Origin of the sequence: Catenovulum maritimum (assembly GCF_001050375.1) — a bacterium.
Classification (GTDB): domain Bacteria; phylum Pseudomonadota; class Gammaproteobacteria; order Enterobacterales; family Alteromonadaceae; genus Catenovulum; species Catenovulum maritimum.
On record NZ_KQ130483.1, the window covers coordinates 224478 to 245167 of the forward strand.

The 20690-nt window shown below is 37.1% G+C and carries 17 protein-coding genes; 3 read left to right on the plus strand and 14 right to left on the minus strand.

The annotated features are described in order from the left end of the window. Nucleotides 1-319: 319 nt before the first annotated feature. The 11 genes from XM47_RS03580 to XM47_RS03630 form a co-directional block, all read right to left on the minus strand. Nucleotides 320-1147: a flagellin N-terminal helical domain-containing protein gene (locus XM47_RS03580; RefSeq protein ID WP_048689758.1), complete on the minus strand. Its 828-nt coding sequence runs from the start codon at nt 1145-1147 to the stop codon at nt 320-322. Between the two features lie 453 nt (nt 1148-1600). Further along, on the minus strand, nt 1601-2425 hold the full coding sequence (locus XM47_RS03585) for a flagellin N-terminal helical domain-containing protein (RefSeq protein WP_048689761.1): 825 nt from the start codon (nt 2423-2425) through the stop codon (nt 1601-1603). Between the two features lie 1748 nt (nt 2426-4173). Continuing rightward, the gene (locus tag XM47_RS03590; RefSeq protein WP_048689764.1) at nt 4174-4998 is read right to left on the minus strand and encodes a flagellin N-terminal helical domain-containing protein; all 825 of its coding nucleotides are present in this window, start codon (nt 4996-4998) and stop codon (nt 4174-4176) included. A gap of 535 nt (nt 4999-5533) precedes the next feature. Beyond that, nucleotides 5534-6760 (minus strand): flagellar hook-associated protein FlgL, encoded by a 1227-nt coding sequence (gene flgL / locus XM47_RS03595; RefSeq protein ID WP_048689767.1) that lies wholly within the window; start codon nt 6758-6760, stop codon nt 5534-5536. Between the two features lie 3 nt (nt 6761-6763). Continuing rightward, nucleotides 6764-8821: a flagellar hook-associated protein FlgK gene (gene flgK / locus XM47_RS03600; protein WP_048689770.1), complete on the minus strand. Its 2058-nt coding sequence runs from the start codon at nt 8819-8821 to the stop codon at nt 6764-6766. 56 nt (nt 8822-8877) lie between these two features. Then, nucleotides 8878-9837, minus strand: a complete 960-nt coding sequence (gene flgJ / locus XM47_RS03605; RefSeq protein ID WP_048689772.1) for a flagellar assembly peptidoglycan hydrolase FlgJ — start codon at nt 9835-9837, stop codon at nt 8878-8880. A gap of 17 nt (nt 9838-9854) precedes the next feature. Next, nucleotides 9855-10961, minus strand: a complete 1107-nt coding sequence (locus XM47_RS03610; RefSeq protein WP_048689775.1) for a flagellar basal body P-ring protein FlgI — start codon at nt 10959-10961, stop codon at nt 9855-9857. Between the two features lie 9 nt (nt 10962-10970). Beyond that, nucleotides 10971-11663, minus strand: a complete 693-nt coding sequence (gene flgH, locus XM47_RS03615) for a flagellar basal body L-ring protein FlgH (protein WP_048689776.1) — start codon at nt 11661-11663, stop codon at nt 10971-10973. 27 nt (nt 11664-11690) lie between these two features. Continuing rightward, the gene (gene flgG, locus XM47_RS03620; protein ID WP_048689779.1) at nt 11691-12479 is read right to left on the minus strand and encodes a flagellar basal-body rod protein FlgG; all 789 of its coding nucleotides are present in this window, start codon (nt 12477-12479) and stop codon (nt 11691-11693) included. Nucleotides 12480-12507: 28 nt separating this feature from the next. Further along, the gene (gene flgF, locus XM47_RS03625; protein WP_048689781.1) at nt 12508-13272 is read right to left on the minus strand and encodes a flagellar basal-body rod protein FlgF; all 765 of its coding nucleotides are present in this window, start codon (nt 13270-13272) and stop codon (nt 12508-12510) included. A gap of 155 nt (nt 13273-13427) precedes the next feature. Further along, nucleotides 13428-13988 (minus strand): hypothetical protein, encoded by a 561-nt coding sequence (locus tag XM47_RS03630; protein ID WP_048689783.1) that lies wholly within the window; start codon nt 13986-13988, stop codon nt 13428-13430. Between the two features lie 282 nt (nt 13989-14270). On the opposite strand from XM47_RS03630, the gene XM47_RS03635 reads away from it, so the two are divergent. From XM47_RS03635 to XM47_RS03645, 3 genes are read left to right on the plus strand one after another with little or no spacing between them, the layout of a single operon-like run. Beyond that, on the plus strand, nt 14271-15665 hold the full coding sequence (locus XM47_RS03635) for a deoxyguanosinetriphosphate triphosphohydrolase family protein (protein ID WP_048690088.1): 1395 nt from the start codon (nt 14271-14273) through the stop codon (nt 15663-15665). Then, nucleotides 15658-16479: a nucleotidyltransferase family protein gene (locus XM47_RS03640; protein ID WP_048689786.1), complete on the plus strand. Its 822-nt coding sequence runs from the start codon at nt 15658-15660 to the stop codon at nt 16477-16479. The genes XM47_RS03635 and XM47_RS03640 overlap by 8 nt, the downstream gene beginning before the upstream one ends. Then, nucleotides 16472-16897 (plus strand): hypothetical protein, encoded by a 426-nt coding sequence (locus tag XM47_RS03645; protein ID WP_048689789.1) that lies wholly within the window; start codon nt 16472-16474, stop codon nt 16895-16897. Before XM47_RS03640 ends, XM47_RS03645 begins: the two co-directional genes overlap by 8 nt. A 123-nt stretch (nt 16898-17020) precedes the next feature. On the opposite strand, the gene XM47_RS03650 is transcribed toward XM47_RS03645, so the two are convergent. The 3 genes from XM47_RS03650 to XM47_RS03660 form a co-directional block, all read right to left on the minus strand. Then, nucleotides 17021-18451 carry a glycosyl hydrolase 53 family protein gene (locus XM47_RS03650; RefSeq protein ID WP_077066457.1) on the minus strand — a complete coding sequence of 477 codons (1431 nt, stop codon included), beginning with the start codon at nt 18449-18451 and terminating at the stop codon, nt 17021-17023. A gap of 447 nt (nt 18452-18898) precedes the next feature. Beyond that, nucleotides 18899-20179, minus strand: coding sequence for a c-type cytochrome biogenesis protein CcmI (gene ccmI, locus XM47_RS03655; RefSeq protein ID WP_048689791.1), 1281 nt, complete (start codon nt 20177-20179; stop codon nt 18899-18901). Between the two features lies 1 nt (nt 20180). Further along, a complete protein-coding gene (locus XM47_RS03660) occupies nt 20181-20687 on the minus strand; it encodes a cytochrome c-type biogenesis protein (RefSeq protein WP_048689794.1) in 507 nt (168 codons plus the stop codon). Nucleotides 20688-20690: the final 3 nt, after the last annotated feature.

Consider the following 20690-nt stretch of genomic DNA (forward strand, 5'->3'; position numbering starts at 1 on the left):
CTTTGGACTTTGGACTTTGGACTTATAAAGGTAGAAAAACACGTCGACCGACAGAATTAATGCCAGGAGGTAGTAAGGGATGAGGTTTCAAGTCATCAGCCCTGCCAATCGACGATTAGATTAAGTCAATTTGAAATTAACTTTGAGGGAAGCTAACAACAATATTTTGACTCAACCTTAGCAAATCACTTTGCTTGGTTAACTAAGCACAATCTAAGCCAACCTTCCTTCATTCAAACATTTTGAATTAAAAACCGCCGGAGTAGAACTCCGGCAAGCGCAACAACTAGGAGAAAGTTGCGATTCTGTTCAACGAGTATTAACCACCTAATAATGATAACGCTGATTGAGGTCTTTGATTCGCTTGACTCAATACTGTTGTACTCGCTTGTTGTAAAATTTGATTTTTAGTTAATGAAGCTGTTTCTGTGGCAAAGTCTGTATCTTTAATTCTTGAGCGTGCAGCTGACACATTCTCAACAACATTGCTTAAGTTACGAATCGTTGATTGAAAACGGTTTTGCAATGCACCTAAATCAGCTCTTGCACTACCTACAGCAGAGATTGCGGCATCAATTGCAGTTAAAGCGGCAGATGCATCCTGCTCCGTGGCAACTGTTAAACTACCAACGCCTAAACCAGAAGCACCAAAACCAGCTGTTCTAGAAAGGTTGACAGAGATGGATTGGCCTCCATTTGCACCCACTAAGAATTTAGCTGAGTAATTTCCAGTTAATAACTCAACGCCAGCAAACTGAGTCGTTGCACCAATACGGCTTATTTCTGTTTTTAATGCTGATACTTCTTTTTGAAGTGCTAAACGGTCAGATGAACTATTAATACCGTTTTGTGATTGTATTGCTAATTGGCGAATTCTTTGTAATGAAGTCGTGATTTCTTGCATAGCGCCTTCAGCAGTTTGAGTTAAAGAAATTGCGTCGTTTGCATTTCTTACTGCCATATTTAGGCCTTGAATCTGAGTTGTCATTCGGTCTGTAATTTGTAGACCTGCAGCATCATCTGATGCTCTATTAATACGAAAACCTGAAGATAAACGTTCAAATGCAGTGCTTAACTCTGTACCTGAACCCATTAATTGTCTTTGTGCATTTAATGATGAAACATTAGTGTTTACGAACATAGTCATAATACTCTCTCCTAATTCTTACATTGCGATTTATGGTGTGCGGTTATTCGCACCAGGTCTTTTCTAGACCCCTTATTTTTATGATTGTCTGCCCTGACAATTAAGTTATCGGAGTAATAATTCGTATCTTTAACAAACAAATCGGGGATTATTTGCCGAAAATAGGCAATGAAGATTGAAAAAAGCGGAAATTAAAAATTTAGATATGTAATTACAGTAAGATAGAGCGGCAAAACTTTAGTTATTTTTTATTTAACTTTTAATAAAAAATAACTAAATAAAGCCTAAAGTCTGACTAAAGTAGAAAATAAGAGGCAGGCTGACCGGAAAAGAAGGGGTTAACCTCATCGAAAACCCCTAAACCGGAGCGAGTTACACCCGCCTGGCCTGCTATGCCCTTACACTACCTCCTGACTTAGCTTCCAGTGGGTGAAAGCAGAGTCAAATCAAATATTATCCTAATAGAGATAATGCTGATTGTGGACGCTGATTAGCTTGACTCAGAATAGTAGTACTGGCTTGCTGAATAATCTGATTTCGAGTTAACTCAGCCGTTTCAGTCGCAAAATCAGTATCTCTGATTTGTGCTCTTGCACTTGAAACATTCTCAACAATATTACTTAAGTTACGAATTGTTGATTGAAAACGATTTTGCAATGCACCCAAATCAGCCCTTGCAGCACCAATTGATGATATTGCAGAATCTATTGCGGTTAAGGCTGCTGAAGCATCTGACGCAGTGGCGACAGTAGTATTACTCAAGCTTAAACCTGAGGCACCAAAGCCACCTGTTCGAGATAAGTTAACAGAAATTGTTTGACCACCATTTGCGCCAACCAAGAATGCAGCTGAATACCCGCCTGTTAACAAATCAACACCGGCAAACTGGGTTGTCGTACCAATACGACTAATCTCAGTTTTAAGTGCAGAAACTTCTTTTTGTAGTGCTGTTCTATCTGCAGAAGTATTAATACCATTTTGCGATTGAACCGCTAGCGTACGAATACGCTGCAAAGAGTTAGTTATCTCTTGCATGGCACCCTCAGCCGTTTGGGTTAACGAGATCGCATCATTAGCATTACGAACAGCTTGATTCAACCCTTGGATTTGGGTAGTCATTCTGTCTGTGATTTGAAGGCCCGCGGCATCATCAGAAGCACGGTTAATTCTAAAGCCAGATGATAAACGCTCAAATGACGTGTTTAACGCATTACCAGAACCTGCCAACTGACGTTGTGCATTTAAAGATGATACGTTGGTGTTTACGAACATACTCATAGTACTCACTCCTAAAGAAGTATATTTATATTAAAAACCAAACTTTTATTACCGAAGCTTTATAAATACAACTTAAAGCTCCACTCAACTTACATATCGGCAAAACAAAAAAACACTTTAGATATTTGTTTTATTATTTTTAAGCAAAAAATAACTAATTAATAAAAACTTATACGACACACATACTTAAAATAATACAAAACAACCAAAACAAATAACAATCAAAATTAAAAACATGATAAAAAACATATTATTAAATATATAATTTAAAAAATAAAAATGGAAAGCACACTCGAATCTACTCAATTTCAGTTAGGCATTAAAAGACCTAATATTTGAACGAATAAGCTTAATCACAGCTGAACTAAACCAATCTAAAATTCAATTCATTTAAGAATTGAATTCCTGGGTATAAAATTTGAGCGCTGTGCGAACTGCATATAAATATAAAGATTGATGGAGGATGATGATTCAAGAAGGGCAAACAGATAAAAATGGGTCAAAGCAAAGATTCAAATAGAAATAACATTCGTTGCTTTAATTACTTTTAAATCTTTCTACGGCCAATGTTTATGTCCATACAAAGGATACAGACGAAATTTAAGTAGGTTAGAACTTAAATTATTTGCAACCACTCCCTAACTTTAAACCTCAAACAAAAAATAAAAAGTCATAAGACTGGTTTAATAAACCTAGGCTAAAGATTTATATCTGCTTATACATTCGTGATAAAAAAATACAATGAAGTAACTGAATCAAGATATACATTTGCTTCAGCAAAATGTTATCCGCAATCAAACAAGTCAAGTTAGGCTAGTAAGTCAGATCGTCTCCAATTTATCTCTAAGGCATAGAAATAAATATAATGCGTTACCAAACAAGCTAAATTAACAGATTTAATTGCTAACCAAGAGCCCTATAACGCTAAACTATCCAGCTAATTTATTAATTCCAAGTGCCGAATTAGGTAAGCACTGGTCTTAATAGAAAACAATATTGTGAAATCGCAAGACACAATACCGGCAGATAAAGTTAACGTGAGGGAGATCAAATTTAAATTGGGCCTATATCTATGCTTATCTTGAGCAATCAAGAACGAATTAGGTAGCTCTTAATCTCGTGATTTACATCAAATGACGGTAATCGCAAACACATCACTTGTTGATTGGCACAATATATCTGATCATTAAGTTAATTAGATTCTTTACTGTGATAATGACTAAAACCTAGCAATTACTACTTCGCTAAATTCGATTATCCCATTGTAAAAATCAACCTCAAACTATATGCTAGTTGTCCAAATTGTCTCTAATTTAAAGCCTAACATCACAAAAATTGAGTATGCCGAGCTACAAACTAGGTGCTTTCGCAAGTTTATTGTTAGTTATAATCCATATATTCTTATCGCATTACCTCATCTAATATTCGTTAAGACTCTCTTCTTAACACTTATAAATTGCTTAGTTTAAAACTGCCGGAGGAAATCCCTCCGGCCAATCAACACACGAATTAGGAGAGAGTGTGTGATCTGGTTTAAAGCTAAGCTTTAATTCTTAAAAATCATTTAAATAGGCGACAAATGTCGACAAAATCAATTTATTTAATAGTCAATAAACAAACACTTAATAAAAATAGAGCTAGAAAAACCATTAAATAAATAGGAACTCGTCCACTGCCACTTATTAAAGTTTCAGTGCTAAACAAAGACACCGCACTCGAATTTGTCGAGTACGGCCTTCTATTATTCATTAACCTAGTAAAGACAAGGCTGATTGAGGTCTCTGGTTAGCCTGACTTAACACAGTTGTACTGGCTTGTTGTAAGATTTGATTTTTGGTTAAGCTAGCGGTTTCAGTTGCGAAATCTGTATCTTTGATTCGAGAACGTGCAGCTGAAACATTTTCAACAACATTACTTAAATTTCGAATCGTTGATTGGAATCGGTTTTGCAACGCACCGAGATCTGCCCGAGTTGAACCTATGGTTGATATTGCCGCATCAATCGCTGTTAAAGCAGCAGATGCATCGGCTTCAGTCGCAACTGTTAGTGTACCAATGCTCAAACCAGAAGCCCCAAAACCACCAGAGCGCGACATATTAATTGATATAGATTGACCACCATTTGCGCCAACTAAGAATTTAGCTGAATAATTACCCGTTAACAGCTCTACCCCAGCAAACTGAGTGGTGGCACCAATTCGACTAATTTCAGTTTTAAGTGCGCTCACTTCTTTTTGTAGAGCTAATCTATCTGATGAACTATTAATACCATTTTGTGACTGGATCGCTAATTGTCGAATTCGCTGTAACGAAGTGGTAATTTCTTGCATTGCACCCTCAGCAGTTTGACTGAGTGAGATAGCATCATTTGCATTTCTTACCGCTTGATTTAAACCCTGGATTTGGGTTGTCATCCTGTCAGTAATCTGAAGACCCGCGGCATCATCAGATGCTCGGTTAATTCTGAAACCAGATGATAGTCTCTCAAATGCAGTATTTAGCGCATTACCAGAGCCCATTAATTGTCTTTGAGCATTCAAAGAAGATACATTCGTGTTTACAAACATTGTCATTTTATTCTCTCCTAACTCTTATTGAGTTATCGTTATTTGGGCCTAACTACCCAGAAAAATTAAATTAGCTTTTTGTTATTAATTGTCTTTCCTTGACACTTAATATATCGGTATGGGAAAGGAGAGCTTTACGAATATAAGTTAAATAAATCGATCTTTTTTAACTAAAGAAATTAATCAAATTGCCGAGTCAGAACCAAATAAAAATTCTTTAATTTTCATTTAATTCATTGAATTAATTATAAAAAATTAAAATTCCAGCTTAATTCCAGAATTGAGCAGATATTAATGAAATTTGAAAAAATTAAGTTAATCGAGATGAAATGGAGAATATTATCAAGAAGAGTTTAATTTAGGTGTTAATTGGTCCTTTTTAAGACAGTAAATGCGGAGTTAAAAATATAGAATAGAAATTAATAGCTTGATTTATATTAATTTTTTATCTAAAAGCATGAGAAATGAGAGTTAACTGGATTAAGTGGTTAAGTGAATAGAATGCTTAAAGGAAGTTATTGGCTGATTGTGAGCCAATAACCTATAAGAAATTAAATAGAGATAAGTTGGTTACTCGTCCAAAAGTTTGGTTGGCTACCGTTAGCGCTGTTTCTTGTTTTTGCAGTTCGGTGATTGCCTCAGCCATATCCACTTCAGATACTTTTGCTTTAGCTTCTTTTAAATTAATTTCTAAATCTTCATTGGATAAAGTAACACTGGTTAATACATTTAACCTGCCTCCAATTTCAGATCGAGCAAAACCAATATTTTCTTGAGATTGCTGAAGCGCATAAATTGAATGTTTGATAGTATCGAACATATCATCACCAGGTACTTCATTCGCCTGTAATGCTAGGATCATTTCATCCATTACATTCAACATATTGTTTTTATTTGGTGGATCTAAGCTGAAATCTAACTGATCACCTGCATTACCACTAATATTAAATTCCGCACCTTTAAAATTAATCGGTTCGCCAGCTGTATAATTACCATTTTCTATCACATTGCCACCACTATCTAATACTTGATAGGTACCAGCACCTAAAACAATACTAAAATCATTGCTGCCGGCCGGATTTGGTGGAATTTGGACATAATTTTGTTTCTGAAAACGATCAAATGCATCAGGGTTTTCTAAACGATAACTACCTGATGCTGTAGATGTACTATTAGGGTCAAGAGTAAGGCTACTTCTAGCTTTGACATCTTGAAACAGTGTTAAGCCTGAACCTGGTACACCGGTTTCTAATTTTAAGGTCTCTGATATTTGAACTTTTTTTACGTTTTCATCGCCTTGATATTGAAACTGACCTGATGAATCTTGAACAAAAGGAATCACATCAGATTTAGAACCCGAGAATAGATATTCACCTTGGGAGTTTTTAGAGTTCATTAAATCTAATAACTCTTCTTTAATTAAAGAAAGTTCATTAGCCACAGCTCGTCTATCACTAAAACTTAAAGCACCGTTACCACCTTGAATCGCTAATGTGCTAGCACGATTTAACGCTTCGTTAATACTTGTCAATACGCCTTCTTGTTGCGTTAATTGATTTTCAACTCGAACACCATTTCGACCAAACTGTTCTAATCTGCTCAAATCTTCATTAAAACGGACAACTTTCGTCGCGCCAGTTGGATCATCAGAAGGTTTTAAAATATTAGTTTGTTTAACTAAAGTGTCCTGGGCTCTTACCAATCGTTTTTGGGCTTCCAGAATACCGTCTAAATTACGGCCATAAATCATGTTAGTCGTTAAACGCATAACCTACCTCACCGCAGATAATAATGAATCAAAAATAGTTTGAGCAACAGTTAATATCCTAGCTGAAGCATTATAGGCTTGCTCAAATTTAATTAAGTCTGCAGCTTCTTCATCTAAGTTAACACCTGCCATATCTTGTACCCGAGCAAAAGATTGCTCTAATAAAGCATTACTTGAAGCTAAATCAATTTCCGCTCGATTAGCCGTATCACCTATGTAACCAATTAAATTAGAGTACGCTTCACCAAAAGTTAAGGTGTTGTTCCCAGAGCCAGCGATATTTCGCCTCATGGTATCTTCCGATTGTAAATCGGTTAATGCTAAACCATTATAGTTATCATCTAAGGCTTCAGAATTAAATCCAATATTAAAAACATCGCCAGGTTTAGGATCCCCGCTAATGTTAACTTCAAATCCTGGATAATCATCTCCAGTTGCAGCTCTACCTCCAGCATCAAAATCTCCAGCCGCCTTCAATTGCTGCATAATATTATCACCTGAGCTAGCCGTACCAATTAAGGTGCCTGCCGTATCATATACATCATAACCTCCTGATGCATTGATCTGAATAGAAGCAGGTGCTGCTGCATCAAATCCATTCGAGCTAAATGCGGTTTCATCTGCATTGGTATTATCAGTGTTAGTGCTGGTAATAGATTCAATTTCGATTTTTCCACTACCTATATTAGTAATCGGATTTTCAACTGTAATTGGTGAAGCTAAAGCCAATTGCTCTGGGCGGTTCAAATTCATTTCAATTTGAACCCCAGCTAAGCGAGAAGGCCGTACTAAAAATGTATCACCTTCTGCGAAACTACCATCTGGTGAGAAAGTGAACTCTAGGCCATCTGGTAAACCATCAGCACTTGCCTGTGAGTCTGTGGCGACTGCTGGAATCGTAAAAGGACCAGACATAGAACCTATAGTTTCGCCACCTTGATATGCTTGCAGTGTGTATTCAGTTGCAGAAGTAAAGGTTAGCTCATAATCAAAATTGGCAACTTGATCGCCGAAACCATCTTCGACACCAATTTCAATTAAATGATCCGCACTAGAGTTGTCATCGTAGCCCAAAGCTTTTATCGTTGGAATGTTAAAGACATCCCCACCTAATTCACCATCTAGCGTGACACCTAGTTTATTTTGTTCGTTAATTGCATCCGAAAATGAAATCGCTAGTTGGCCTAATGAATTAATGGTTTGATCCAACACTTCAGTTCGGTAAGCAGTAAGTCCACCTAAAGAGCCACCTAAGCCTTCTGTTCTAAAATCTTTTGTAATTGATGGATTACTATTAATATAAACTTCTATGTCTGTTCTTTGTGGATCTGGGTTACCAGGAACTGCGGCTAATTGGAAGTAATTGGCATTAGTAACTAAGGTTTGACCACCTTGAGTGTTAACTAAATAGGCACCTGCATCATCTTCCATTACTTGTAAATTTAATTTACTGGCTAATTGACGGACAACCTCTTCACGCTCATCTAATAACTCCGGTGACGCTTCACCTGTAACATCATTCGATTTTTTAGAAGTAACAATTTTCCCATTTAAATCATATAAGCTACTAATTAAGGAGTTAGTTTCACTGACTTCAAGTTTTAGCTCATCATTTACGATTTCTTCTTGTTCAAGCACTCGATCTGATAAACCTTGCATACGTGCAACAAGTGCATTAGCGTCTGAAATAAATAACTGCCTAGGGGTCAAAGAAGTTGGTTCGTCACTTGCTTCATGTAAACGCTGGAATACACTATCTAAACCTTTCGCAATACTAGTTGATTCATCAGAGAAAAGATTATCTAAAATTGAAGAATTATCAGAGTAGGTTTGTAATTTAGCTTGCTCAGTTGTGTCGCGTCTTAATTGGTCTGTTGCGTATTTATCAAACATTCTGACAACTTGTGGGCGACCCACCCCCCACTCAACATAACTGGTATATTCAGTGCGTTGTCTGGTGTAGCCTGGTGTATTTACATTGGCAATATTGTTACTGGTAGAGGCCAGCTGATTCTGGTTACCTAATAATGAAGATGTGCCAATTTTAAAAAGGTCTGTCATTTACTACACCAAGAGTTAATATTTAGTTTTGCTCGATTATTTATCGGCATGCATAGTTAAAACTTTAGCACATTCTCAAACTTATCAAATACTGTATCTTTAAGTATAGATAAAATTTTCTGGCTATAATTAGGATCCGTCGCGTAACCGGCTTGCTGTAAATTAGAAAAGTATTTATCTGGTTGGTCGGCATGTTTCACCGCATCTTTGTATCTATCGCTGCCAGAAACAAAGTTTACATAATCATTAAGCCCCTGCTCCACTGAATTATATGAACGAAACTGTGCTTGTTCTTTTCTGGCGACGCCTTCACGGAACTCTAGTGTATTGACAGTCGCTTTATCGCCCTGCCATCTTTGATCGGCCTTAATACCAAAAAAATTAAGTGCATTGGAGCCATCAAAGTTTTGAATCATTTTCTGTCCCCAGCCTGTTTCTAAAGCAGCTTGCGCAACCATAGCCGCTGGAGGTAACCCTATTTTAGCTGCAATTTTTTCAGCTATAGGCATAAGTTTATCTACAAAGTCTTGCTTATCATTAAAAGATATATCTTGCTTGGTTTTTTCAATTGGTGTGCTTGCAGATATGTCTTGATTATTGTTTTCAGCAGCGACATTCGCTGAGCCCTGAACACTTTGGTGTTGTCTCATAGCTCCAGTAAGATCGGCATTACTACGCATTACGCCGCTTGGCATGTAATTCCCTTTCTGTGGCATCATTTGTTCAACAATTAAGTCAGCAAAACCTAATGCGCCACTTGATGACATTTCAATTGCCATCTGATCATCTCGCATACCACGATAAAATTTAGTCGTCTCACTATTGAACGGACTATCTTTATCAGCTAAAACATCTTCCGCTTGACGCATACTCTTTAGCATCATACGGGTAAATATAGATTCAAAATGTTCAGCAGCTTTGCGCATAGCTTTTTCGTCATTGGCTTGCGCGCCCTGACGAAGACTATCTAAACCACTTGGGTCTGAATATAAGCTAACTTGATCTAATTTATCCATAACAACCTCAGTGTCAATTAAATGACAACCAATTCACCTTGTAATGCACCCGCCTCTTTTAAGGCTTCTAGAATAGCCATTAAGTCTCCTGGTGCAGCACCAATTTCATTCATAGCACGGACTAAATCATCTAAAGTTGCGCCTGTATCCAGCACAAACATACGAGTGTCATCTTGAGCAATGTCTATTACTGTTTGTTTTGCTACAACAGTTTCACCAGCAGCAAACGCATTCGGTTGACTAATTTGTTGGTTTGCCGCGATTGTCACAGTTAAACCACCATGAGTAATTGCTGCAGGTTGAAGCCTAACATTTTGGCCAATGACAATGGTACCCGTTCGAGAGTTCACAATAACTTTAGCTGGCGCATCAGCCGGTTTAAATTCTAAATTTTCTAATGTCGCGATATAAGATACTCGCTGTGATACATCTCTAGGCGCGGTGACTTGAATTGAAGTACTATCCATCGCTTTTGCGGTATTAGGACCGACTAAATCATTAATCGCAGCAGCTAAACGTTTAGCTGTGGTGAAGTCAGATCTGTGTAAATTAAAGACTAAATGATCACCATGACCAAAGCTATTAGCAACTTCGCGTTCAACCAAGGCACCATTCGGTATACGACCAACTGTTGGCGTATTAACTAACACACTTGAACCATCTTGACCTTGAATACCAAAACCACCAACAATCAAACTGCCCTGAGCAACCGCGTAAATTTGACCATCCACCCCTTTTAAGAAGGTTTGTAGTAAAGTACCACCAGTTAAACTACCTGCACTACCGATAGATGAAACGGTAATATCAATTGATTGGCCTGGTTTAGTAAAAGGAGGCAAAGTAGCACTAACCGCCACAGCTGCCACATTTTTAATTTTAGGTTTAATGTTGGATGGCAATGAAATACCAAAATTATTCAACATAGCTCTAAAGCTTTGCTCTGTGAAAGGGCTTTGCTCACCTGTACCAGGTAAGCCAACGACTAAGCCATAACCAACCAATTGGTTATCACGAATACCTTGAATGCTGGCTAGATCTTTTATCCTTTGAGCGTAAACCGCTTCACAAAATAAAATGGAAAACAGTGAAACGAGGACTAAATGTAATTTGAATAAATTTCTCATATCCAACTCCTAAAATGGCCACCAAGTGGAATAGAAAAATTTAGATAACCAGCCTTGTTGGCTAGAATCTGCAAAAGAACCTGTACCGCTATATTGAATTCTTGCGTTGGCAATTCTGTTACTTGCAATTGTATTACCACTACTAATATCTTCAGCTCTAATCGTGCCGGTTAAACGTATATATTCACTGCCTGTATTTAATGTCAGCCACTTTTCACCGCGAACAACTAAATTACCATTTGAAAGTATACGCGTAACATGAACAGAAATTTGCCCAGTTAAATTATTGCTTTGATCCGCTTTCGAATCGCCTTTAAATTCAGTTTCTGAACTTAAACTTAAATCTAAAGGGTTACCATTTATAGTGAGATTTTTACCCAGTGCCGAAAATGGCTGTAAGCTAATATCATTTTCTTTACCGTATTCAGCTTTAGCCTGTTTTGAGGCAGACGTTTTTTCTTGTAACATCACAGTAATAATGTCACCGACTCTTCTCGCCTTGCTGTCCGAGTATATTCCATTCGTATGTATAGTGTTAAACAAAGAACCTGTCGGTACGATATTGACAACTTGTTGCGGTGGCTCAATCGGCGCAAAGTCTGGATCATCCGGTATCGCACTTGTTTCTGGCGAACTAGCACACCCCGACAAAATAAGTCCGAACATGCTCAAAATTAAATAAGCTGTTTTGATATTTTTCATCGGTTTCACCATTTTCACCTTAATTAACTATAACTGCTGAATTGCTTGACCTAACATTTGGTCAACTGCAGATATTACTTTTGAGTTCATTTCAAATGCACGCTGAGTTTCTATCAAATTAACTAACTCTTCCGTCACATTTACATTAGAAGTTTCAAGCGCACCTTGCACCACAGCACCTAAACCATCAACACCAGGGTTACCTTGAACTGGCGCACCACTCACTGCGGTTTCAGTGAATAAATTTTGACCAATTGGTTGTAAACCAGATGGGTTAATAAAATCAGAAATGGTGATTTGACCCACCACAGCATTATCCGCTTGGCCTGGTAATTTAACCGAGACCTCACCGTCTTGTGAGATAGTGATTGACTGAGCGTCTGGTGGAATCGTGATATTAGGTTGTAATAAGAAACCCGCGCCTGAAGTAACCAATTGACCATCACCATCAATGGTGAACTGACCATTTCGGGTATAACCTATGGTGCCATCTGGTTGAAGTATCTCGAAAAAACCTTTGCCTTGAATCATGACATCTAAAGAGTTTTCAGTGGTTAATGTATTACCTTGGGTGAAGTTTTTCTGTGTGGCTACAACTTTTGCACCCGCACCTAACATCAAACCATTCGGCAATTCAGTATCTTGTGAAGAGCGTCCACCTGGTTGATTTATATTTTGATAAAGTAAGTCTTCAAAAATAGCTCGGCTCTTCTTAAAACCGACTGTGCTAGCATTTGCTAAGTTATTAGAAATAACTGAAATATCTTTTTGCTGGGCATCAAGCCCAGTTTTACTTATCCAGAGTGCTGAATGCATAATTCACCTCCTGAGTGATTAAACTCAATTAAAATACTCTCATTAACATGTCTGATTTTTGATCTAAAGACTCAGCTTTTTTCATCATCTTAGTTTGCATATCAAATTGTCTTTGCAACGCTATCATATCGACCATAGCGCTAATTGAATTGACATTACTTGACTCAAGTGCACCTTTTACAATACGTACATCAGGTGAAGCCTCACAATAACCACATTGAGCAAACTCATTTAATTCTTCAGGTCGAAATAAACCATCATTACCTTTATCCAATTTAAAATCATCTGCGGGTTTGATCAGCTTGAGTCGGTCCACTTCCTCAAGGAAATTTGGCGGAGCACCTTGAGGCCGAACCACTATCATGCCATCAGATCCAATTTCGACTTTACCGACTGGAACAGGCAAGACAATAGGTCCACCTTCACCTAAAATAGGGTTCCCTCTAGCTGTGGTGAGTAAACCTTCATTGGTAATTTGTAAATTCCCTTCTCGGGTATAAGCTTCTTTGCCTTGACCATCTTCAACCGCTAACCAACCATTTCCCTGAATTGCGATATCCAGATCACGGCCTGTCGTAATTAAAGTACCACCAGACATGTCTTGTCCCGGACGTTCAGTCATAGAAAAAACACGAGAAGGGTGACCTTCTCCAAATGCTTGCATTGATCTAGCCTGCGCTAGATCAGCTTTGAAGCCTATCGTTTTAACATTTGCTAAATTGTTAGCTTGCATAGCGACACTAAGTAAATTTTGCTTAGCTCCACTCATTGCAACATAAAGCATTTTATCCATGACTAACCGCCGTAAAAAAATTGACACCTAGTGTGATAAAGCGATATTTATGCCAAGTATATAAAAGATAGGGATTTAATTTTAAGCGACTGTTTTATAAGGACTTTGCGGCTTCTAGGGTTGAGCCGCGGACGAGTTTAATCGGTGAAGGTTAATTAAAATAACTCAATATCATTTTCATCATCTTGGCTATTCATAGCATCTTTGTGCTTAGCCAAAGCTTCTTCAGGAGAACATCCTTGCATTATTAATTCGTACATTTGATGCTCTGCTTTCATAGTATATTGCTGCTTAATCTGTTCTCTCAAATCTTGCCAGCCTTCTTGCTGTTCAAGATGAGCTTCTTCTTTCAACAGTTCTGATAATTTATCCAAGCTGGTGGCAACATGACTCATGCGTTGACACAACCTATCATAAAATTGAAAAGCCATAATAGCGCCATTAATTTGGGTTGACATATCAGAGGCAACATTGACAATTTCTTGACTGCTTTCTTCTTTAACTTCAGTTTTAGCTAAGTTTTCAACTTTCATGCAAAAATGAGCTAAATCTTGAAATGACTGAGTTAAGGTATCAATAGAATTATCACCTTCGGTTAAACTCATATGTATTTGTGCTATCGACAAAGCCAGTAAATTAGCGGTTTGAGAACGAAAACACCAATCGCGAGACTCGCCGTCCGTTGAAACTTGATTTGTGTTAGAAAGATCAGTCATGAATTAATCCGTTTTCCAGTATAAATTAGCTCTAATGTATGAGTATAACTATAAACTTGATTATCGAAAGTAATCTTGTGAAAAAATCCTTAAAAACAAGTCACTAGCTCCACACAAATTTTTAGTATTATTTATTGCTTCATGAATAAAATAGTTTATTGCTCAATAAAAACACAACGATTAACAGACCTTGGCATCAAATCATGGCCGTCAGTAACTACTGCTTGTTTTCTATTCAATATACTGGCAAATTATAAAAATCTTATTTGGGATGAATTAGCTATGTTAGATTGGGATTTATTATTATCCGGTGCAAGACGCAAAGATAAGCATGGAATTGGCAGTAATGTTTTATCTGCTAATGGTCGAATTGAGCTAGAAAGGGACTATGACAGAATACTGTTTGCCACACCAACGAGACGATTGGCAGACAAAACACAAGTATTTCCGCTTGAACGAAATGATAGTGTTCGTAACCGTCTAACTCATTCTCATGAAGTATCAAGTCTAGCAAGAAGTATAGGAATAAGGCTCGCATTTGATTATAGAGACAAGGTTTTTGGTAATGCTTCAGATGCAAGCTTAGAGCGCTGTGTTCCTGCATTACTCTCAGCTATTGGTTTAGCTCATGATCTAGGTAACCCACCATTTGGTCATCAAGGTGAAAAAGCAATTCAACACTGGTTTAAACGCAACGAAGTTAAAGTATTTGGTCAAACAGAGCATCCAGATAGTTTAGATTTCACTAACTTTGATGGCAATGCACAAACACTCAGACTCGTCACTCGTTTACAGGTATTAAATGATAGCTTTGGTTTAAACCTAACCTACGCAACTTTAGCATCAATGATAAAATACCCAGTAAATAGTTATCAAAACCAACCAATGGGCTGGAAAAAATCTGGTTTCTTTCAATCCGAACAAGAGATTGTAGAAGATATCTGGCAAACCACAGGTCTAGAGGTCGGTATTCGCCACCCTTTTACTTTGCTAATGGAAGCCTGCGATGATATCGCTTATTCAGTGCTAGACGCAGAAGATATAGTCAAAAAAGATATCGCTTCATTTTCAGACATTGTCGACCATTTAGAGCATCAAAATCCAGACGATTTAATCACCAATAATATTCTGTCAGCCGCGAAGAAAAAGAACAAAGAGTTTAAATCAGCAGGTTTAAGCCCTAAAGAATTAAATGAAGTTTCAATGCAAATGTTTCGGGTTTATGCCATTAGTGCTATGGTGAAATCCGTCATTGAAGCTTTTGTCACTGACATCAGTAAAATCCTAAAGAATGAAATATCCCCCAATTACGATATTATTAGTCATTCTGCCGCTGCTGAATTTTGTAATGCGATGAAGCAATTCGATTATATTCATGGTTATAGGCATAAATCAGTGCTCGAACTTGAACTAAAGGGTAATAACTATATATCGGGTATTATGGATATGTTGTGGCAAGGCATTGAAAACAATAGTCTAGATAATGCTGAGAAAAGCTTATTTGGCCAATATGCCTATAATCGAATTTCAGAGAATTACCGCCGCATATATCAAAATGCTGATAATAAAATGAGCGAGAATTATAAAAAAGCTCAGTTGTTGGCAGATGCGGTATCCGGTATGACAGATAGTTACCTAATACATATCCACGACGAGCTTAAAAATTTACATGACTAAAGTTGTAAAATCTATAGCAAATCAACCAAGTGTACTTAAACAAAGGTTAAACAGGTTTTTTTTTCAGCACAAAAACATTGGCAGAACTCAAGTTAAAGAGATACTAACTGAATTAGCAAACTCTGGTCCGGTTTATTTATTTGGTGGTGCTATACGTGACATAGCGTTGCAAGGAATAAGAGATTTTTATTCTGATCTCGACTTTGTTGTAGATTGCAACCCCGCAGTATTAGATGCAGCCATATACAAAATTGCGCCTGAGCATAAAATCATTAAAAATAAGTTTGGCGGCTACCGCATACTGTGTGATAAATGGTGGTTAGATGTTTGGGCGTTAGAGTCAACTTGGGCTTTTAAACAAAATATAATTAATTTCGAATCTGTCGATAGTTTACTAAAAACGACAATATTGAATTGGGATGCCATTTTATTTGATTTCCAACATAATCGTTTAATCCATAACCCCAAGTATTTTGATGAGCTAACGAGCCAAACAATTGATATAAACCTAGCGGAAAATCCCAATCAAATAGGCGCAGTAACTCGCGTATTAAGGTGTTTAGTTAGCAAGCCGGTGAAACAAATTAGTTTAAATTTACAAACATTTCTAAACACAAGTATTACTCAAGCTGACATTTCTCATATTCTTGATTACGAAGCTAGTCATTACCCTAACAGATATTTAGATGGGCTAAACTTAGCCGACTTAAACCAGTTATTAAGCCAACCGACAGAGCTAAATTTAGGTTATAATTCCGACTTTGTCTTAAACCCTTTTTATCAGAAAAATTTGGAATTAGCGCTCAATGATTAAGACTCGATATTTACTCTTAGGCTTAGGTTTACTCTTTGCTACCCTAACCTTTTTGTCCTTTTATTTTTACTGGCAAGAAAATAAGGGGATTTTAGAAGAAATAACGCTTCAAGCAGAAGCAGATGCAGTGAAGTTTGCTCAAACTCATGATCAAAATGATTGTTTAACCAAGGTGATTGAGCAGAGTAACGACTGCCGAGATTCAAATTGTACCGTTGGCTTAAAACAATTTTTTTATACCTGCTTTAAAAACGCTAAATTGAGTGACCAAGTTTGTTACAAAGTACCAGAAACGAGTGACTATATGGCGAAAGTAAGTTGGGCTACGTCAACTTGCCGCAAAGCTAAAGTAAAAAATGGAGTATGTAATAACATAATTAATGAACTCCCTCTGCTTTGCCACCAAAAGTCATCTTAAATCTATCTTTGGTTTAATTTACGATTTATATTGAGTTTCAAGATGAATCAAAACCTAAAGATAGCATCATCAAGCTATCTTTAAGTTTACATTAGTTAAAAGTTTTAACTAAACAATAAAACGTTAATTATCTTTCCATTGTTGATTCCAATTACTGTGACAAGTCCATTGTATTATTGAGTCTCCATTACTGGTTCCTCCAGCATTTACATCGATACACTTATCACTTAATCTAGATCTCAAACGATAATATCCGTCACCCATATCTTCTTTAAAAAACTGCTGATTATAATTTCCAGAGCAGCTCCACTGGACTATATTCCCACCATTTTCGGTACTATGAGCATAGATGTCCAAGCACAAGCCACTATGGTTCGCTTTAATTTGAAAGTAACCATTTTCAACTGGTTCAAAAGACCATTGCTGGTTGGCATTATTATGACAAGTCCATTGTAAAACATCTTCGCCATTTGCTGTTTTAGCACCATTAACATCAATGCATTTATTGCTTTGACGAGACTGGATTCGATTTGACGGGTATGTAGAGCTTGACTCTAAAAACATATCCAGAGCTTGTGTTGGTCTGCCTGTATTTGGATCCCAAGCACCCAAGGTGTAGCCATTCCAATTAGAAGCTTGTGGTTCCCAATAAAAAATTCCTAAGCCTCTGCCACCTTCAACTTGTCGAACTTTAGATATCATATCAGCAATGATAGCGGGTGCATTTTCATCATCCCAAGGGGCCCCAACTTCGGTAATCATCACATCTTTATTATAACGAGAAACCATATCGTTCATATTAGCTAAACATTGGTTATTAATGGTTTGCCAAGCTGTTGGAGCCGCATTAGTTGGATAAGCTGAAGCACCTATGACATCATATTTTGCGCCATGCTGTGTAATACCATCAAAAATCCACCGAAAGTTAGCATTATCATGACAATTAGCTAGATGAACGATAACTTGAGCATTCGGAAAAACTTCTTTGGCAGCGTCATGGCCACTATTTATTAACCATGCAAAATTTTGCATGCTATTAGTTGCCTTCCCTTCTTCCCATAACATACCGTTATTTGTTTCATTACCGACTTGTACCCATTCAGGTGTGATACCTGCATTTTTAATCGCATTTAAAGCATCATAGGTATGCCACCAAACAGCCGACATTAGACCATCTATATCATAAGTTTCCCAAGCAGCTGGCTTAAATTGCTTCGCAGGATCTGCCCATGAATCACTGTAATGAAAATCGATCATAATTCTCATACCAGCATTTTTTGCTCTTATCGCTTTCGCAATTACATCATCTACACTATTCCAACCAGCTTCAGGATTGACCCATACTCTCAGTCGTATCGAATCCATACCATGATCTTTTAAGATTTGTAATACATCTTGCTCTTCTCCAGCATCGTTATAGAACTCAGTGCCGTAGTATTCCATCTCAGATAACCAACCTACATCCGCACCTTTAGCAAATCCGAATGCACTCGTGTGGGTAAAAACTAACGCAATCCCTGAAATTATTGTCAGAATAAGTTTTGTTTTTATCATATCGTTATTGCCTTATTAATTATTTAACAAACTTTCAACAATATAATACACATCAAAGTAAACGTTTAACAAGCTTTATTTCATATTTTATTTAACAATCGAAAATACAGCTTTGATTTTAAAGACAAAATAAAGTTAAACGATTAACATTATTTTTTGTTATTATCGGTTGTATAGAAATGGCCAAAATCTAAATTTGAATAGAGGTATTTTATTAATTCATATCATGATATTTGTGCTTTAGAACTTAAATTAAAGCGCAACTAGCGAGTTAGCATTAGATTAGTAGCTAAAGCACTTGCTGTACTATCGCTTTTAAATCAATCTAAGGAGATAGAAAAACTCAGATCGTGGCCATAAGGGATGAATATAGCCTAATCTCAGTTCAAATAAGCAGAGACTAGGTTATAAGTTTGGTCTGTTTAACCGATTAATACTTTAAACAGCCTAGAGTAAAATATTCAGCGCCGTGTTGTTTGACAGCTCAAGTTTTTCGCTATTGTATTCTATCTCCCCTTCGCTCTTGCTCACATCAGCGTCTTTAGATAAACGTACAGTCACATGAGCAGAGGTTAACGAAGATAAGTTGAAATTAGGCATCATAGCGTTATCGTCAGATAGTTTAACTTGCGTTGGGAAATATTTATCAAGATCAATCTTGACCACAGCAGCTGGTGGACCTGCTAATGCCGGTCGAGCAAACACAACTAAATATTTAAACTCAGATAATCTAGCTTGAGTTTCATCACTTAACTGAAAACTTACTAAAATTTGATTTGCATTAGCATCTTGAGTTTTCTGCTCGCTAACGGGGTGATCTGCTGTTGCTGGATGGTTTTGCGGCATTGCTGATGAACTAATATCTATATTAAATTCTTCAGCTAAAACAGGGATAGTTCTTGCCATCACCAAACGGCGCGAATCATTCTCAGGTAATAGCTTTAAAGCAAAACGCCAATATTGAGTAGCAGATTCCATATCGTCTAACTGTAACGCCACATAGCCAGCCATAGCTAAAGCTTCACTCTCTTGTGGTGATTGCTGTAAAACTTTCAAATAAACGTTAGCGGCTTTCTTTAAATAGGTTTCATCATTAGTCGCAACCAATACCTGCCCATAACTCAATAAAGCAGATATATTCGAACCATCTAGCTTGATTGAATGCTCAAAAGCGGCGATGGCATTGGTTAATTCACCATTTGAATAGGCAACTCTGCCAAGTAGAAGCCAACCAACTGCATCATTCGGCTTTTGGCTCAATTGGTGCCTTAAGCCAATGTAAAATTGCTGTAATTCTTCAGTAGTAAAATTTTGATCACCACTCAATAATTTTTGACCAAAGGCTGGCGTGTTTTCTTTGGCTTGATAAAATTGAATCATTTGCTCAGGTTTACCCTGAATGCGATAAATTGAAAACGCGATAACCAAAGTTACAACTGGTAATAACCAAAGTAACTTTGGATTAAAGCCCTTGCCATGTCCAGAATGGTTTAACGCCAATTCGCTTGCTAATTGAATTTTTAAATCATCTTTTGCAGCTTGCGCGGCTTGCTCATCTATATTTCCTGATGTTAAATCAGCTTGAATATCTGCTAATTTTTCAGCATACAGCTCAGTTTGCCGTTTTTGGTCTAACTGCAATACGTGTTTTTTTCTCAGCCAAGGAAATACAACAGCAACAGAGGCTATAATGGCGATTAAAGCCAGTACAATAGTTAAATTAATCACTTTATTTATCAACCTCTTGAGTTGTATTTGAATTGGCTTTTAATTGACTTTGTTTTTCAAGTTCAGCAAAAATAGCTTCTGCTTCTCTTATATGAGGATCGGTAATCTGACTACCTGATTCTGTACGGTTGCGCTTAAGTACAAATAGCACCAAAAAAATACAAATAAAACCTGGGATTATCCAAAGCCAAATTGTGACATGATTTACTGGCGGATCGTAATGAACAAATTGAGTATATCTTTGCACCATGTAATCAACCACTTCTTGTTTTGTTTTGCCTTCTTGAACCAATTGATAAGTCTTATTTTTTAAGTCGATTGCCACTAATGAATTCGAGTCAGCTACGTTTTGATTTTGACATTTAGGGCATCTTAATTCTTGCACTAAGGCTTCAAAATCCGCGCGTTTAGCTTCACTTTCAAACGGATAATTCTCTTCAACAGCGAGTAAATTAGCTGAAGCAAACACACTTGTGATAAAAATAACAAATTTAAAAAATTCTTTCATTTA